Source organism: Deltaproteobacteria bacterium (assembly GCA_019308995.1).
Lineage (GTDB): Bacteria > Desulfobacterota > Desulfarculia > Adiutricales > JAFDHD01 > JAFDHD01.
This window is the reverse complement of sequence record JAFDHD010000004.1, coordinates 21,430-38,615: the sequence shown is the minus strand read 5'-3', so window position 1 is coordinate 38,615 and position 17,186 is coordinate 21,430. Positions and strand designations below refer to the sequence as shown.

16 protein-coding genes are annotated in these 17,186 nt (G+C 52.4%); 8 read left to right on the top strand and 8 right to left on the bottom strand.

Annotation, left to right across the window (positions count from 1 at the left end):
• Nucleotides 1–126 precede the first annotated feature (126 nt).
• Nucleotides 127–702, top strand: a complete 576-nt coding sequence (locus JRI95_01715) for a carboxymuconolactone decarboxylase family protein (GenBank protein ID MBW2060258.1) — start codon at nucleotides 127–129, stop codon at nucleotides 700–702.
• 150 nt (nucleotides 703–852) lie between these two features.
• Here JRI95_01715 and JRI95_01710 read toward each other — a convergent pair whose 3' ends face one another.
• The 8 genes from JRI95_01710 to JRI95_01675 form a co-directional block, all read right to left on the bottom strand.
• A complete protein-coding gene (locus JRI95_01710; protein ID MBW2060257.1) occupies nucleotides 853–1,848 on the bottom strand; it encodes an MBL fold metallo-hydrolase in 996 nt (331 codons plus the stop codon).
• A 264-nt stretch (nucleotides 1,849–2,112) separates the two neighbouring features.
• Nucleotides 2,113–3,084, bottom strand: a complete 972-nt coding sequence (locus JRI95_01705; GenBank protein ID MBW2060256.1) for a sulfite exporter TauE/SafE family protein — start codon at nucleotides 3,082–3,084, stop codon at nucleotides 2,113–2,115.
• A gap of 24 nt (nucleotides 3,085–3,108) precedes the next feature.
• Complete coding sequence (locus tag JRI95_01700) at nucleotides 3,109–3,357, bottom strand: hypothetical protein (protein ID MBW2060255.1); 249 nt, start codon at nucleotides 3,355–3,357, stop codon at nucleotides 3,109–3,111.
• A gap of 212 nt (nucleotides 3,358–3,569) precedes the next feature.
• Nucleotides 3,570–5,423, bottom strand: coding sequence for an HD domain-containing protein (locus JRI95_01695; protein MBW2060254.1), 1,854 nt, complete (start codon nucleotides 5,421–5,423; stop codon nucleotides 3,570–3,572).
• A 137-nt stretch (nucleotides 5,424–5,560) separates the two neighbouring features.
• Nucleotides 5,561–6,682 (bottom strand): hypothetical protein, encoded by a 1,122-nt coding sequence (locus JRI95_01690; GenBank protein MBW2060253.1) that lies wholly within the window; start codon nucleotides 6,680–6,682, stop codon nucleotides 5,561–5,563.
• Nucleotides 6,624–7,631 carry a lysophospholipid acyltransferase family protein gene (locus JRI95_01685; protein ID MBW2060252.1) on the bottom strand — a complete coding sequence of 336 codons (1,008 nt, stop codon included), beginning with the start codon at nucleotides 7,629–7,631 and terminating at the stop codon, nucleotides 6,624–6,626. Before JRI95_01685 ends, JRI95_01690 begins: the two co-directional genes overlap by 59 nt.
• Before the next feature lie 715 nt (nucleotides 7,632–8,346).
• A complete protein-coding gene (locus JRI95_01680; GenBank protein MBW2060251.1) occupies nucleotides 8,347–8,559 on the bottom strand; it encodes a type II toxin-antitoxin system HicB family antitoxin in 213 nt (70 codons plus the stop codon).
• Nucleotides 8,560–8,677: 118 nt separating this feature from the next.
• Entirely contained in the window at nucleotides 8,678–10,210 is a 1,533-nt protein-coding gene (locus tag JRI95_01675; protein MBW2060250.1) for a YifB family Mg chelatase-like AAA ATPase, read from the bottom strand.
• A 219-nt stretch (nucleotides 10,211–10,429) separates the two neighbouring features.
• Here JRI95_01675 and JRI95_01670 point away from each other — a divergent pair, with 219 nt between their 5' ends.
• The 7 genes from JRI95_01670 to moaC all read left to right on the top strand — a co-directional run bounded on the left by JRI95_01670 (nucleotide 10,430) and on the right by moaC (nucleotide 17,157).
• The gene (locus tag JRI95_01670) at nucleotides 10,430–11,398 is read left to right on the top strand and encodes an ATP-binding cassette domain-containing protein (GenBank protein ID MBW2060249.1); all 969 of its coding nucleotides are present in this window, start codon (nucleotides 10,430–10,432) and stop codon (nucleotides 11,396–11,398) included.
• Nucleotides 11,391–12,158 (top strand): ABC transporter permease subunit, encoded by a 768-nt coding sequence (locus JRI95_01665; protein MBW2060248.1) that lies wholly within the window; start codon nucleotides 11,391–11,393, stop codon nucleotides 12,156–12,158. Before JRI95_01670 ends, JRI95_01665 begins: the two co-directional genes overlap by 8 nt.
• A 1-nt stretch (nucleotide 12,159) precedes the next feature.
• Nucleotides 12,160–13,722, top strand: a complete 1,563-nt coding sequence (locus tag JRI95_01660) for a Gldg family protein (GenBank protein MBW2060247.1) — start codon at nucleotides 12,160–12,162, stop codon at nucleotides 13,720–13,722.
• Nucleotides 13,722–15,134, top strand: coding sequence for a DUF4340 domain-containing protein (locus JRI95_01655; GenBank protein MBW2060246.1), 1,413 nt, complete (start codon nucleotides 13,722–13,724; stop codon nucleotides 15,132–15,134). Before JRI95_01660 ends, JRI95_01655 begins: the two co-directional genes overlap by 1 nt.
• Before the next feature lie 93 nt (nucleotides 15,135–15,227).
• The gene (locus JRI95_01650; GenBank protein MBW2060245.1) at nucleotides 15,228–15,491 is read left to right on the top strand and encodes a DNA-directed RNA polymerase subunit omega; all 264 of its coding nucleotides are present in this window, start codon (nucleotides 15,228–15,230) and stop codon (nucleotides 15,489–15,491) included.
• Nucleotides 15,492–15,541: 50 nt separating this feature from the next.
• Nucleotides 15,542–16,651 carry a molecular chaperone DnaJ gene (dnaJ, locus tag JRI95_01645; protein MBW2060244.1) on the top strand — a complete coding sequence of 370 codons (1,110 nt, stop codon included), beginning with the start codon at nucleotides 15,542–15,544 and terminating at the stop codon, nucleotides 16,649–16,651.
• A 71-nt stretch (nucleotides 16,652–16,722) separates the two neighbouring features.
• Nucleotides 16,723–17,157 (top strand): cyclic pyranopterin monophosphate synthase MoaC, encoded by a 435-nt coding sequence (gene moaC / locus JRI95_01640; protein ID MBW2060243.1) that lies wholly within the window; start codon nucleotides 16,723–16,725, stop codon nucleotides 17,155–17,157.
• Nucleotides 17,158–17,186 lie beyond the last annotated feature (29 nt).

Here is a 17,186-nt window from a genome sequence, read left to right as displayed (position 1 = left end):
TGAGCCGGGAGCAGAGGCTGAGACCTGGGAATCAAAGCAGCGCTTGCCCAAACGGGTTGGGTGATGCTATGCTCGCTATGTTTCAGGCCTTTGGATGATCTAAACTAGGGCTAACAAGGAGGAGCTATGGCCAAGATACCTTACGCTCGTATCGAAGACACACCGCAGAAGGTGCAGGATTTTTTTGTTAAACTTAAGGCGAACAATCCCCGCATCATGAATATTCACCGCATGTTGGCGCACAGTCCTGGTTCGGTGCGGGAATTCCTCCGGTTTGGGAACAGGCTTCTTTTCAAGGCAGAATTAAACCCGCGGTTTCGGGAGCTGGCGATTATTCGGGTGGCCTCATCACATGGATCGCGCTATGAATGGGTCCAGCATGTTCCTATTGCCTTGCGGGTGGGGCTGACTCGCGAACAGATCGAAGATATTGAGAACTGGCCGGAGTCGCCGCTTTTTACCGCTGAGGAAAAAGTCGTCCTGGCCTTTACCGAAGAAGTGCTTCGTGACAGCCGGCCGACTGAGGAAACCTTTACCCTAGCTGCGAAGTTTTTGAATCCCGCCAGCCTGGTGGAGCTGACGCTTTCCATCGGCTACTGGTCCATGGTGGCGAAGTTTTTGGAGACGTTTGAGGTGGAGGTTGAGGAGGACCTCATGCGTGAATTAAAGGATGTTTTGCCTCATAAAATGCCCGGCCGATGATAATTGATCGTCCTACCGGCGTGCCAGCCAGGTAAAAATCAGTCCCGGCGGCTATTTCGGGGCCGGGGCTGCTTAGCTTCTGATCTCAATGGTTTGTTTCTTCGAAGATATGAACTCCTAGAGGCTCTGACGCCTTAAAACACAGGGATATCAGTCAACACTCTCCAGGCGAGCCTTTCCATTGACCGAATAGATATCCAACACGTTCCGGGTTTCATGTTTGATCAGGTCCTTGCCTTCAAGGAAAACCAGGTGAGCGTTCGCTTCTCCGGTGGCAAACCATTTTTGCGAAACAGGAAACTCATCCCAGGTCTTGTAGGTAATATCCCAGGTCATCTTCGAAGCTACCTGGTAGGCGTTTTTATCACCCTCTTCTAGAATGGAAAGGACCTCGTTACATCGGTTGCGGTGATGGGTTTTTAATTCTTCTATTCTCCCCCTGGGATCCTCGATTATGCGACGGTGCCCTGGAAGTACCAGCTCCATGGGCAATTTGTTTACCTTGTTTAAACTCTCGATATATTGACGAAGCGTATCCTCTTCATGGGACCAGCACTGGATATTGGGTGTGATGTCAATCAGGATGTGATCCCCGGAAAAAAGTATCTTTTTCTCCTGATCGTAAAGGCAGATATGCCCCTGGCTGTGGCCGGGAGTTTCCACGCACTCCAATGAGTAATCCCCGATTTGAATGATTTCTCCATCACCGACATAGGTGAATTCCATTTTTTGCTGCGGACCGTATTTATACCCGGGGTGATTGGATATGGCGGCTTGAAGTTCTTCTTCCGGGAAGCCCCCCCGGCGTGCAAAGTCAGTCATCCTGTGCCAGCCGCCGCCGGACTCCATCATGGACGCATCAAGCCGGCCCATATAGATTGTAGCGTTCTCCCTGGCCAGGCTTGAGACCAGGCCGAGGTGATCGGCGTGCAGATGAGTTACGATGAAATCGGTCTTTTCCAAGTCCACACCCAGTTCCTCCAGACCGGCTAGCAGAACCTCGGAGCATTCCTTCCGGTTCATACCGGTGTCAATGATCAGGTTACGATCCTCGGTGGTGAACACCCAGGAGTTGACTTCCTTGAGCGGGTTCCGGGGAAGAGGGACTATGATGCGGTAAAGCTGAGGTAAAATTTCTTCCATGATCACTTTTCTCCTAAATGTAATATTTTCCAGACTGTTAGGGAACGACTCCCATGATCTTTCCTCTGACTAGCAACCCGGACTAAAAAAGGCAGCCTTTCAATTTTCATCGCTGATGCTTGTTTGAGTTGAAAAATGAAAACCTGCCTCGTTTGCATCAAGGCAAAAGGTACTATGGACTGGTTTATCCGTCAACCTAATAACTTGATTCAGTTCAGCCCGGGCTTCTCATAGGGCTGGATTCAAAACAGACGTAAACATGAATTCTCAGGCCAGGAAGAACTGGCTGATGTATCTTAAAGCCACGAAGAGGATAATCAGGGCCAGTAAAACCTTGATGTACGGCGCAGGGACGAATTTCTGAAAACGGGCCCCGCAGTACATTCCGGCCAGCCCCCCCACGCCAAAGGAAGCGCCTAACATCCAGTCCGGAGCCACGGCAAGCCCGGCGGTGGCATAAAAAGGAGCGATAAGCTGGTAAAAGATCACCCCGAAGATCGAGGTGATAAAGGTCCCGGCCAGGGTCGCTCCGGCAATGGTATAGATGGGCAATCCAAAAATCGCCACAAAGAAGGGGGCAATGATGGCTCCGCCGCCAATACCGTAAACCCCGCCCACGATACCGACCAGGAATGAAAGGATAAAGATACCATACGTGGGAAAGCCGAAGGTCTCGCCATAAAACTGATATACGATCCGGGTTAAGGAAAACCTAATGGTCTTGACCATTGCCTCGGGCGGCAGGCCGGAAGCCAGCCGGGACTCATTCCGAACTCGTGCTTCTCGAATTCTCCGATTGAATCGCTCCTCCAGGGCCTTGGCCTCAGTCCGGGCTTTATCCTTACGTCGGATTAGATCGTAAAAGAGCCGGAAGCCGATAAATAAAAGAACAAAACCCGCAAACATCTTGAAGCTCTTTGGGTCGGGCAGGTATTTAATCCTGATAACGACTCCGATGAACATTCCCGGCAAGGTACCGACTATGACAACCCAGGTCAAAGGCCACGCCATGCGGCCCTCTTTGATGTAGCGGTAAACACCGGAGGGAATGGCAATGATATTAAAAATGAGATTGGTGGGACTGACGGCCGGACTGCTGAAACCAAGAACGCTGACCTGAAAAGGCAGCAGGAGAAAGGCCCCGGAAACACCGCCCATTGAGGTGAAAAAGGAGACAACAAAGGCTACCAGGGGCGGGATCCAGGGGGCGACCTCAACACCTGAGACTGGAAAAACCATGACCTCTCTCTTTCTCCCTGAAAGCTAAAACAGCAGATGGACAAAAACCCCGGTCACCGCCAGCCAGATATTGGTGATGTTCGAAACCGTGATGTTCAGAATGGCGGCCAGGGTTTTTTCTCTCTTCAAGAGGGCCAATGTGGATTTGAACTCCGGCCGGCTAGTCAGTGTGGCCAGCACAAAAAAGCCTATTACGCCTTTGGGAGTATGTGAATGTTCGGCAGAGAAGCTGACCACCGGGTCCAGGATGTAGCCGACCAGGATAAGGACCATAAAGGCCGGGAAAAACCAGAGCCTGGAAAAATCATTATGGTACTGATCTTTTTGACGTCCCTGTAAAAACTGGCTGGCATGTTTCAGCGCCTGGCTTGAAATGATCTCAGCATGGTCTGATCCTGACACACGGAAAAGCTAAACTACCACGCTCAGGGTCCGAAGAAAAGCGCGCTTCAGGATTCATTTATTTTTGGTAAGGAGACAAGGGTTTAGACCGCCCGGAGGGTAACCCTTTTAACCATGATGTCCTGGATTTCACCCTGCTTGATCATATCTACAAAGATGGGAACAAGGCCTGGGTCAAACTGGGTTCCTGCGCCTTCTTCGAGCTCTTTTATTGCCTTGTCCAGGGGTAGGCTTCTGCGGTAGGGACGGTCGCTGGTCATGGCGTCAAATGCATCACATACCGTCGCCACCCGCACCTCAATGGGGATGCTTTCACCTTTCAAACCATCGGGATATCCATGTCCGTCAAAGCGTTCATGATGATGCTTGACAAGGGCAATCTCCTCTGAGCTCAGTTTAAGTGGCTTGATGATGTTGCGTCCAATATTGGGATGCTCGCGGACATGATCAAACTCCTGGTCCATGAGCCGTCCGCGTTTGTTTAAAATCTGCTCATTGATCCCGATCTTCCCGATGTCGTGGACCAGGCACATGCTCCGAATTTTTTCTATCTGGGTTGATGAGAGATTGATTCGTTCCGCCAACCGAACGGCGTAGCGGGCCACGCGTTCGGAATGGCCTCGGGTATAAGGGTCCTTGGCTTCCAGGGCCGCAGCCAGAGCCTGGATCGTGGTCAGGACTCCTTCTTTGAGTTCTGTATACATCCGGGCGTTTTCAATGGCCAGGGCCATCTGGTTGGCAAAGCCCTGCAGGTACTCCTGATCTAAGGCCGGACGGGCCGGGGCCTCGGTAGTTTTATCCGCGCCAAGAACACCGATGACCTCACCGCGGGCCTTCAAAGGCAGCAGCACAATAGAACGGGGGTGGAATTTGCTGATGATAATATTATCCGGGTTGAGATCCATCTTGGAGACGTCTTCGGCTATCACCGGCTGTCCTTTAGCCGCCACATAGGCCAGGATGTTCTCCTGATAACGTGAGAGTTCCACCTCGTAGTCGGTCAGCATCTCTTTGGCCGAGAGGTCCTCGCCCACGCCATCCACAAATCGCAGCGTCTCCGTCTCCCGGTCAATGAGCATCAGGATACCTCGGTTATAGCCGATCTCCTTGATGAATAAATTGAGGATGGTCGGCAGAAGGGTGCCGAGATCAAGTTCCGAGAGGATAGCCCCACTGGCCTGCTGGATGCTGAGGAGCTGATCAATCCTCTGATGCAAGAGCTTGTTCAGCGTTTCGACTTCACGATACTTATTTTCTAAAAGCTCCTTGTCCCGCTCGATCTCGGTGAGTATTTCCTTGGCAAGCTTAGTTTTGGTCGAAAGAAAAAGCTTGAGACGGTGTAATAGGGAACGTTCCTCCCAGGTTCCGTCAAACTCACAATAGAACCCGCCCTTAAACTGGCATTGAGTCTCAACAATCTTGCCCGGGGGCAGGCCCCAGAGCGTTGGAATGGCCGTGTAGATACCACGGTTTACCAGACAAAAATCCGTGGTGAGGTTGAGGTGCCTGAACCAGCGCAATCTGATGATGATACGTTTCCCAGGCAGAGGAACGACCTCAATATCCTTGTTGCGATTGAATTTCTCGTTGATACGCTCGACACGACGCCAGGCTTGACTAGGGGACGACCAGATTCTTAACAGTATCTGAGAGATATAACCCAGCTTATTGTAAGTTACCGACTCGAAACCAATCTTAAAGGCTACATTTTCATCACCACTGATCCGCCGGGCATTGGCGTACATCTTACGGCAGATATCAGATGAAACCCAGTTGTTTGAATCCTTGAGAAAAGCCATGGGGTCAGGCACGCCCCGCAGCTCCTCTTCCAGACCCACCAGGAGCTCCTCGGGATTCCCATAATGACGGGAGATGTATTCAATGATTGCCAGCGTATTAATACAGCTATTGTGGCGTTCCATGTCCGCGGGTTGCATCTAAGCCTCTATACTTGATCATAAATGTAGCTAATTTATCATTAAATTTACTAATTTATGATAAATTGATTTAGCATTTATGTCAAGTAGAATCAGAAGTTTAAAAAATTATAGATAATATTATCTGGTGAAAAAATTCAGGGGAGGGTAAAAAGGTGGCTGTTTGCTAAGGCAGAATCAAGAACGGTGACACCCAGGCCCGATCCTGTCAGAGGCGCGGCTTTCGCGCCGGAACCTGGACTCAGGTCTTCCTTAATAATATCCCTGGTGAGGAAGAATCGCGTCAGGCAGCCTTCCAGATGTATTAAGTCCGGCTGGGTTGCGGCAAAGTGACGGCCGGCTGCGCTCAAGAGACCCAGTTCTCCGACCTGGCAGCCGAGTTGACAGGCCAGGCCAGCCTGGCGGGCCAGATTAAGGAGTTTCAGGGTACGAGCCGGGCCTCCACACTTGGACAGCCGCAGGTTGAAGCCGCTTACGGCCCTGGCCTCAATGAGCGCTTGAGCGTCGGCCTCGGTGCAGAGGGACTCATCGGCGAGAATCAAAGGCTTCACCTTCCGGGTCACCTCGGCCAGACCTTTGAGGTTGTTTTTAGCCACCGGCTGCTCCACCGCCGATATGCCAAGTTCCTGAAGAACCAGGATCTTTTTTATGGCGTCCTCGGTGGACCAGACCCCATTGACGTCCACGCGCAAATCGGTTTTAGGACCGAAGGTGCGTCTGACCTTGGCAACCAGGTCCAGGTCGCCTTCATGGCCGACTTTGACCTTGATTTCGGTTGCCTCCACGGCCTGGATCAAGTCCATGATGTTTTCAAGCTGGTCCGGCCCGGAAATGGTGATGATGGCGCTGTAAGTCAGGCTCTCGTTCACACACCCGCCCAGTATCTCGCTTAAGGGTTGATTCAGGATCTGCCCGGCCAGGTCCAGCAGGGCGATTTCAACCGCACAGGCGGCCGCGGGCCATTGGTCTATCTTTTCGCCGGGAAGGTTTACTGACAGGAAGTTCAGGGCCTGGCGGGGTTCAATCTTCTGGCGCAGTACCAGGGGGAAAAATATAGACTGAAGCGCGGTCAGGGATTCGGCCGTTGTTTCACCTGTAACATAACTGCGCGGAATCCCTTCCCCATAGCCGGATCGGCCGTCTTCGTCACTGAGTTTGACGATAAGATTTTCCGTGGCCACATTGCGGGCCAGACTGTGCTCAACCGGCAGAGTGAAAGGCCATTTGATTAGATAGGCGGAGGCGCTGGAGATTCTCATTACTGACTTCAGAAATAGTACGCTCCACAAAGGGCTTTAATTTTTTCCATTCATACCACGCCTCAGGATGCATGTAAATATGAGTTTCGAGAATGGCCAAACATTGGGCGGAGGTCAGTTCAAGCGCCTGGGCCGCCGGATGCTGAGCAGGCTGCTCAATTACCAGCTCGTATCGCCTCCGGCCGCGCCTGTGATTAAGGCCGAACAGGACCGGGGCCTTGGACTTCCGTGCCATGATGTCTAGCGATCTGTCCAGGCCTACTTCGAGACCCAGGAATTTTACCTTCTTGTTCCGGTACGGACGCCACATATTAATTTCGTCACACTGCGTCACCAGGATGCGGCCCTGCTGGAGATTTTTAATGACAGAAAAAAAGACAGACTCAGACTTCGGGTCCAGAATATTGATTCCGACCAAGGCGGACCTCTCATCCAATATTTTACGTAAGGTTTTGGTATTGCAATGCACCATGGCCGTGACCGGGTAGCCCTTGAGGGACAAAACCGCGGGAATGAATTCCACTGCGCCATAATGACCGGTGACCAGGATGACGCCGCGACCCGCGGTCAGGGCCTGGTCCAGGATTTTGAGACCGCTGACCTCAACCTGCCGCTCCAGGCTCCGCCGCACGCGCTCAGCCGCCGGAAAGGCCAGAAAAAGCTTCTCGTAATAATGGTCAATGATGCCTCTTCGCGTCCGGGTCCAACGGCGCCGTGCTTCTCCAGGAGTCAGCCCGTCCCGCAGGCAAAAGTTCAGAGCCCGCTGGATCGTCTTGCGTTCATCGGCCGCGAACCGGAAGTAGGCCAGCCCAAAAAGGCCAAGATAATGCCGACTCAGTGAAGGCGGGAGATGGCCGAAGAAAAGGGTAATAAGGGGAGATTGCAGGAAGCGGCTCAGCCTCTTGTCTTTGGGAGAGGTGGTGGATTGATGATCTGGAGGCCAGGGCATAGGCAATTCCTTTTGCCAGATGAATGAGCAAAGAGATTCGGACTCAGATGATTCCTGAGCCTTCTATTATTCGTATCGGCCATCAAGCTGGTGGCTATTAATGATTCGAGCAATTTTCATTCCACCCGGCGCCCTGCTTTTTTATTTTGACAAGTTAAATCAAGGTGTTAGAGGATTGCTGAGGTAATTGCTGTAATTTCAAATGGTTATGGGGTTAGAAGGTGTGAAGATAAAAGGCCGCGTCAAGAAACGGGAAGCGATTTAAAGGCTGGAAATATTCTAATTGTCAAATTTTTGACGCTTATTGATGGGATAATTTTGCCGGGGAAGGTCTGTACTTGGTGGGTCTATTCGACGGGTGAGAGAAGGCCCCGACAGCATTGTCGGGGTGCGTAAGCACAAGAGGTTCGCCTACTGAGCTTGCCCAATCAACACCACGTCATAAATCTCTTTTTCATAGTTGTGGTAAAAATGTTCAATCGCACGCCTGTTTAAAAATGTAAAAAAGTGCGCCTGTTCTCCGGTATGATACATCATTCGGATGCCCATTCATTCATCAAAGCCATACAATCTTTTTCGATCAACCTCCTGTCGCTTCGCGACCCCGACAACAAGAAGGTTGTCGGGGCCACCCGTCATTCATCCATTAAGCTCTGGGATTTGCTATCCCTTTGTTCAGTACCGGCTTAAATACCCAATTGATGCAGACGGGGACTCAAATGGCCACCTCCACGATTTCTTCGGTAATTGACGGCGGGATAGGTTCATTATGCTTTTTGAGGCTTTCCAGATAGCCTGTTATGGCCTCTTTAATATTGGCTTCAGCTTCAGTCCTGGTTTGCCCTTGGGAAATGCACCCAGGCAGAGCCGGGCATTGAGCCACGAACACACCGTCTTCGTCCTGCTCGATTAAAATTCTAAATTTCATGGATTACCCCCCTCGTACAAATATCAATTAGTCCATAGGAGTTATTATTTATAATAGTACCAGAAGTTAAGCGCTGTGATCAAAAAAGGTGGCCGCAGTCCATTCTTCATCCACCCTCTCACCAATTCCCGGCCCGGTCCAGGCTGCGGTAGCCGATGGCTTCGCTGAGATGGTGCGAGGCGATATCTGTGGCCCCTTCCAGGTCGGCGATGGTGCGGGCCAGCTTGATGATGCGGGTGTAGGCCCGGGCCGAGAGGCCCAGGCGTTCCATGGCGGTTTCAATCAATTTTTGACTTTCGCTGCCAAGCTGGCAGAACTGGCGCAGGTGAACGTTCTCCATCTGGGCATTGGTGTAAAGCTCGGTCTGGGCCAGGCGTTGGCCCATGATTTTTCGGGCTGCTGTGACCCTTTCCCGGATGATTTCCGAAGGCTCGCCAGATGTTTCGGTGCCAAGTTCCTTGTATTTAACCGCGGGGACGTCAACATGGAGGTCTATGCGGTCCAGAAGCGGGCCGGAGATGTGGGAGCGGTATCTTTGGATCTGCGTTGGAGTACAGGTGCATTCCTTAAGCGGATCGCTGAAGTAACCGCAGGGACAGGGGTTCATGGCCGCGACGAGCATGAAACGAGCCGGAAAGGTGAGGGACATGATGGCGCGGGAGATGGTGACCTGGCCGTCTTCTAAGGGCTGGCGCATGACCTCCAGGACGTTCTTTTTAAATTCGGGCAGTTCGTCGAGAAAAAGGACCCCGTGGTGAGCCAGGGAGACCTCACCCGGCCTGGGCACCTGGCCCCCGCCGATCAGTCCGGCGTCGGAGATGGTATGGTGCGGCGCACGGAACGGCCGGGTCGTTAGCAAGGCCTCATTAGGTGGAACAAGGCCGACCGCGCTGTAAATCCGGGTTGTTTCCAGGGCTTCATTGAAGCTCAGGGGCGGAAGGATGGTTGGAAAACGCCGGGCCAGCATGGACTTGCCAGCGCCGGGCGGGCCGATCATGATCATATTGTGCCCTCCGGCCGCTGCAACCTCCAGAGCCCTTTTAACATGCTCCTGGCCCCGCACATCGTTGAGGTTCAACCCCTTGACGGCGCTCTGGCTGAAGATTGAAGCCAGGTCTATCTTGTAAGGCGTCAGGTCGCCGTCTCCGGTCAGGAACTCAACCACTGCTGGCAGATGAGGGGCAGGGAGGACGTCAATCTTTTCCACGACCGCAGCCTCAGGGGCGTTTTCTTCAGGCAGAATGATTCCTTTCAAGCCTTCGTCACGGACCGCCATGGCCAGAGAGAGGGCGCCGTTGATGGAACGCAGGCGGCCGTCAAGGGAGAGTTCCCCAAGGAGAAGGTAGTCGGAAAGCTTTTCCGGACCGATCAACCCCTGGGCGGCCAGCAGGCCGACGGCCATGGGGAGATCAAAGGCTGCCCCGGTCTTTTTTACATCCGCCGGGGCCAGATTAACCGTGACCCTTCCCCGGGGGAAGATATAGCCGCAGTTTTTAAGGGCCGACTTAACCCGGTCCTTGGCTTCCTTAACCGCTCCTTCTGGGAGGCCGACGGTGGTGAAGTATGGCAGTCCCCTGGCCAGATCAATCTGGACTTCGACCAGATAGGCCTCGATGCCCAGAAGCGCTCCGCTGATCACTTGAGAAAGCAAGAAAATACACCCTTAAAAAATTAGAGCTTTTATCTTGAAATTCACAAAATAATGCTTATTTGTTATAGCAAAATTCGCTAGGGATTGGCAAGGTAGAGGTGTGTTTAAATTAGGCTTCATTCATTTTTAATATTGACCCCGTTCGTGCTATATTGCATTTTCTAACTAACTTGAGGCTCATCAGATGTTAATTCGCACTATTTTCAGTATGGAGCCGAGATGATTGAGGTTGATCATATTTCCAAGTTCTTCGGTCCTGTGGCGGCCGTCCGGGACGTTACCTTTCAGGTGAACAAGGGCGAGATTTTGGGCTTCCTGGGGCCGAACGGCGCCGGTAAAACCACTACCATGCGTATCTTGACCGGTTTCTTCCCTCCGACCAGCGGTTCGGCTCGCATCGGGGGGCTGGATGTCTTTGAAGACTCTTTGGCCGTGCGGAAGAAGATCGGCTACCTCCCGGAAAACGTGCCGCTTTACAAGGAGATGATCGTTGAGGATTACCTTAAATTTGTGGGCGAAGTTAAGGGCCTGGATGGCCTTCAGCGTAAAAAAGCCATCGGCCGGGTGGTTGAATCCTGCGGGCTCGACCCGGTCATCAAGCGCTCCATAAAAAATATTTCCAAAGGCTTCCGTCAGCGCGTCGGGCTGGCGCAAGCCCTGGTCGGTGATCCGGAACTGCTCATCCTTGATGAACCGACCATCGGGCTGGACCCGAAGCAGATCGTGGAGATCAGGAACCTGATCAAGAATTTTACCGGAGAAAAGACAGTCATTCTTTCGACGCACGTCCTGCCCGAGGTATCCATGATTTGTGAGCGGGTGGTCATTATCCACCAGGGCAGGATTGTGGCCGAGGATACCCCTGAAAACTTGAGCGCTGAGCTTTCCGGGAGTAATAGAGTCCGGCTCAGGAGCAGCGGCCCACCTGAGGAGGTCAGGGCCAGGCTGGCTGAAGTGGACGGCGTTTTGGGTCTGGCAGAAGGCGACGGCCCGGGAATCTTCATCATTGATATCGAGCCGAAAGAGGAGATTCAGCCGCGTCTCGCCTGCGCCATATTCGAGGCTGGATGGGACCTTTATGAGATGTCCCCTATTACCGCCACGCTTGAGGACATCTTTATCAATCTGGTGACCCAGGAAGACAAGGAATCAGGGGCCGCAAATGGGGAGGGTGTCTCGGATGCGTAATTTCTGGGCTGTTTTCAAACGTGAGCTTAAAATCTATTTCACCTCACCCATTGCTTACGCCGTCATGGTTATCTTTCTCGTAATGGCAGGTTATTTCTTCTACACCGGCGTTTCCTACTACTCCCTGATAAGCTTTCAGGCGGCGCAGAATCCCCAGCTTTTTAGAGTCAATCTATCTGGCATCGTTATGAGTCCGCTTTTTTCCAACATGAGCCTAGTCATGCTCCTGATGATTCCGGCGCTGACCATGCGGCTTTATGCTGAAGAAAAAAGAAGCGGAACCTATGAACTGCTGTTTACTTACCCTCTCCGGGACATAGAGGTGCTTTTGGGCAAGTATGGTGCGGCCCTGGCGGTGTTTGCGATTATGCTGGGTTTGACTGGCGCCTACCAGATCATCCTCCTCTTTATGGGAAAGAGCTTCCCGGACGTGGTCCTGTCCGGGTATCTGGGTCTTTTCCTTATGGGCGCGGCCTTTATGGCCCTGGGAGTGTTAATTTCGGCCATGACCGAGAACCAGATTGTGGCCTCGGTCGTCAGCTTTGGAGTCCTGCTTGTCCTCTGGCTTATTGGCTGGACTTCCTCCATGGTCGGTCCGGACATCGGGAATATTCTGGCTTACCTTTCCCTTATCAAGCATTTTCAAAACTTTAACAGAGGCCTTATTGATACGGCCGATCTGGTTTACTATCTGTGCTTTATCTTCTTTTTTCTCTTTCTGACGCTGCGCGCTCTGGAATCAAAGCGGTGGAGAGGCTGACATGAAGAGCATTACGCGTTACCTTGGATTGATCGCTGTTCTTCTGGCCCTGATCGGCGCGGCGACCTATGCTCTGGTTCCTGAACGTCTGGCTGCCTATCTTGTCCCCTGGGTCCTGGCCCTCGTTTGCCTTGCGGTATATATCTTTTTCAATTTCAAAGAAATCCGGACCTTCATTTTCAGCCGCCAGGCCCGGTATGGAGCAGGTTCTGTCCTGTCGGTTCTCCTGGTTCTAGGCATTATTATTTTTATTTCCATCATGACAGTCCGGCATAGCGCCCGCTGGGACCTGACGCAAAATAAGCGTTTCAGCCTGGCGCCTCAGACGGTCAAGGTGCTCAAGAGTTTGACAGAGCCGGTCAAGGCCGAGGCCTTTTTTCAGGAAAATAGTCCGGGACAGGACCTGGCGCGGGATATCCTGGACCAGTACGCCCACGCTTCATCTAAATTTGAATACGAAATGGTTGACCCGGACCGGGAGCCAGCTCGAGTCAGGGCGGCCAAAGTCACTCGAAACGGGACCATCGTGGTCGAGGCTGCCGGACGGAATGAACAGCTTTTCAACCTGTCCGAGGAGCAGCTCACCAATGCCATTATTCGGCTGGTTCGTACAGACAAGAAGCGGATATATTTCCTTGTCGGCCATGGAGAAAAGGACATCGAAGAATTCGGACGGGACGGTTACAGTACCGTAAAAAAGACCCTGGAAGACCAGAACTACGAACTGAAAAAACTCAAGCTAATGCAGGTTGCAGACGCGCCTCTCGACGCAGCCGTTCTGGTGGTGGCCGGGCCCCGGAAAGATCTCTTCCTGAATGAGATGAAAGCCATGGAGCGCTATCTCAAGAGGGGCGGCAAGGTCGTCTTCATGATTGATCCTGAGACCTGTCCCAGGCTGGTTAAGTTCCTGACCCGCTTTAATGTCAGGCTGGGAGATGACGTCATTGTGGACCAACTGAGCCGTATATACGGCGCCGATTACACCATGCCGGTCATCCTGCAGTACACCTCTCACCCGGTCACCAGGAATTTTACCCTGGCCTCCTTCTTCCCCTATGCCAGGTCCGTATCAGTGATTGAAGGGAAGGTTAAAGGCGTGAAGGCCGGGAGCCTGGCACAGACCGAGAAACAGGCCTGGGGTGAGACCAACCTGGAGGAGCTGCGGCGGGGTCGAGCCAGGTATGTCAAAGGAGAAGACTTAGCCGGACCGGTGTCCGTCTGCGTGGTCGGAACAGTGGAGGGTGTTGACAGGCAGGAAGAAAGCAGCTCTAGAGCGGAGACCCGGACCGTGACAGAGGGTCGTTTCATCGTCTTCGGTGATTCTGATTTCGTGAGCAACAGCTATGTCAACGTTCAAGGCAATGGCGACCTCTTTTTCAGTGCTGTCAGCTGGCTGGCTGAAGAGGAAGATCTGGTGTCCATTCGGCCCAAGGAGATGATATCAGACCCGCTCATCTTATCGCCGTTGCAAGGGAAGCTTGTCTTCTGGCTGCCCGTGGTTGCCCTGCCTTTTGTTCTTCTCGTAATAGGAACCCTGGTCCTGGTTCGCCGAAGAGGCCGCTAATGAAACCCCGTCAACTGATCGTTTACCTGGTCATCTTCATCATCCTCGGTGTCTTTTATTTTATGTATGAAGTTAAACTCAAAGACAAGGAGGCTGAATTTGAGGAGGCGCAGGCCAGGCTCTTTACCCTCGACGATGAAGAGATTACCGGCTTTAAGCTAATAAACCGGGATATGGAGATTTATTTGGTGCGTCGGGGCGAGGATGAGTGGTGGATTACTGAACCGATCGAGACTCCAGCTCTGGCCTGGGCGGCCAAAAGCGTGATTGACCGTTTTTTAGGGGAAAAAAAGGAGCGTATTTTCAAGAAGCCGGTCCAAGATATGACTGAATTTGGCCTGGAAAAGCCTGCTCAGGCCCTGACCTTCCTGGCAGATTCCAAGGCCCTGGCTCCGACTCTCTATGTGGGCGGTAAAAATCCTCTGGCCGAATATTATTACGCTCGCTTGGGGCGCACCAGCGAGGTCTTTACCATCCCCGCTTACCTGCAGCAAACGCTTGATAAGACCCTTTATGATCTCAGGAACAAGGACCTGGTCATTTTTGACCGGACAAAAATTGACGGCCTGCGCCTTCTAATCCCGGCGGAGGGGGAGTTAAAGAAGGTCGGGCCTCAGAAATGGGACATTATCAAGCCCAACCTTGGACAGGCTGATAACGTCAAGATCGAGAAGCTTTTTAGATTAGGAATTAAAGGGGAGATCAAGGAATTTGTATCGGCCCAGGCGGACAACGATAAATATGGTTTTAATAACCCCCTGGTCAAGGTACAGGCCTTAAGCCGGGGAAAGCTTATCGCTGAGATTGTCGTGGGCCAGGCCAAGAAAAAGGCTGTGACTGACGAAAAAAAACAGGACAGGTCTGAAATCGAGGGCTACTGGGCCAAAAATAGTGAACGCCCTGATGAGGTCCTGCTTATTGACGCAGAATCCTTTGAGGTTTTAAAGCAGACCCCTTTTGATATTAAAGACAAACATCTTTTGGTATTTAATCGCCATGCCGTTCAGTTCATAGAGGTAAGCGGTCCGAAACAAACACTCAAGGCCAAGAAGGTGGAAGGTCATTGGAAGGTCTCCGAGCCTAAGGAGGCTCAGACCGAGGAGCATCATATTGTAAGTTTTCTTATGGACCTTGAAGACCTGGAATATAAGCGCTTACTGGATTCGACACAGGAAACGCTTAAAAAATACGGCCTGGACAAGCCGGATTTCAAGATAAAGCTGCGGGGTGCAGAAAAGCCCCTGGCTGAGCTAATTCTTTCCACCAGGCCTGCCTCGGGGAAACTCCTGGCTGTAAGAGCCGGAACCGATCCGGTGGTTCTGGTGAATTCGGATTTTTTGGAAAAATTGTTGCCTGATTTCAAACCTCCGGCCGCCTCCTTTAAGGAGGAGTCAAACACCGGAAAGAGGTAGATTGTTTAACTAGGGATAAAAACAACGAATTATGGTAAAATAATATGGTCGGTTAAAAATTTATGCAGGATACAAAGGGAGCGAGGTAAAGATATGGCACGAGTAACTATTGAAGATTGTTTGGAAAAAGTGGATAATCGTTTCTCCCTCGTCCACCTGGCCGCGCGCCGCGTTCGCCAGATTCGGTCCGGGTCTCCTGTTATGTCTGATCGGGATAACAAGGATGTGGTCCTGGCGCTGCGCGAGATAGCCAGCGGGGCGATAACACAGGATAATATTGATGAGTATGATCGTCAGGACGAGGATGAGCTACAGCTTTCTGACGCAAAGGACGGTGCTGAAGACGACATCGAATAAGACGGCTTCAGTTTTTTTGCAGGCTACGGTCGGGAAGGTGATAAGCAGACGTGAATAAACCGGACTATTATGAGGTTTTGGGTGTCGCCCGGGATGCCGATACGGAAGAGATTAAAAAGGTATACCGAAAACTGGCGCTGAAATATCACCCTGACCGAAACCCAGGGGACAAGGAGGCCGAAGAAAAGTTTAAGGAGGCGGCTGAAGCCTACGAGGTTCTTCACGATCCCGAGAAGAGGCAGCTTTATGACCAGTTTGGCCATGAAGGGCTTCAGGGGGCCGGTTTTCAGGGTTTCCACGGCTTTGAAGACATCTTTTCGAGTTTTTCAGACATCTTCGACGATTTCTTCGGGACCGGTCGGCGGCGTTCACGTTCCTGGTCTGTGCCAGGTCAAGATTTGCGCTACGATTTGGAGATAGACTTTGAGGATGTGGCAACTGGCAAGGAGATCGAGCTGCGCATCCCCCGTTTGGAGATTTGCAGCGCATGCGAAGGCTCTGGCGCCCGGTCTGGAACCAGACCTCAAATCTGCCCCACCTGTCAGGGCTTGGGCCAGGTCAATCAAACCAGGGGCTTTTTTCGGCTGTCAACAACCTGTCCCAGGTGCGGCGGCCAGGGGAAGGTTATCAATGACCCCTGTCCCGAGTGCCAGGGTCGGGGCCGGGTCGAGCAAGAGAAAGTCGTTTCGCTTCGGATTCCTCCCGGTGTTGATACCGGATCAAGACTGCGGCTGCACGGGGAAGGCGAAGCCGGAGGGCAGGGCGGCCCAAACGGTGATCTGTATGTGGTGATCCATGTACGGCCTCATGAATTTTTCGAACGGGAAGGAGATCATATTATCTGCCGTATTCCCGTTTCTATGGCAGATGCCACTCTAGGCGCCCAAATTGAGGTTCCTACCCTGAATGGCAATCGAAAGCTGGCTATCCCCAAGGGTACTCAGAACGGGGAAGTCCTGAGCCTCAAAGGGGCGGGGTTTCCAAGTCTACGAGGCCGGGGCCGGGGCGATCAGATTATGGAAATCAAGGTCCTGACCCCTGTTGACCTGACCAAACGCCAGGAGGGACTGCTCAAGGAGTTCGCCTTACTGGAACAGGAAAAGAAGAAACGGTCCTGGATGGATAAAGCCGCGGACAAGGTCAAGGAGGCCCTTCATTGAGCCGGGACGATTGGCAGGAATCCGCCAGCCAGCCGGAATTCTCCCATCTCGATGAGCGCGGGCGGGTCAAGATGGTTGATGTCGGGGAGAAGGAGGTTACGACGAGGAGGGCTAAGGCTCGGGCCACGGTTTCGATGTCCGAAGCGACCCTTCAGTTGGTAATTGATCGCGGCCTTAAAAAAGGCGATGTCCTTTCCGTGGCCCAGGTGGCCGGCATCATGGCTGCCAAACACACCCCGGAGATCATCCCTTTATGCCATCCTTTAAACCTGTCCCATGTTCAGGTTACACTTGAACCCAGGCCTGGCCAGGGGCGGATAGACATCTTTGCCGAGGTTAGGACTGAGGGGCGGACCGGCGTGGAGATGGAAGCCTTGACTGCAGTTTCCGCCGCCGCTTTAACGATCTACGATATGGTCAAGGCCCTGGATAGGGACCTGGTCATCTCAGATATACTGCTCCTGGAAAAATCAGGCGGTCAAAGCGGAACCTGGAAGCGCAATTAATGTTCATGTGTCCCAGCCAGGTCAACATG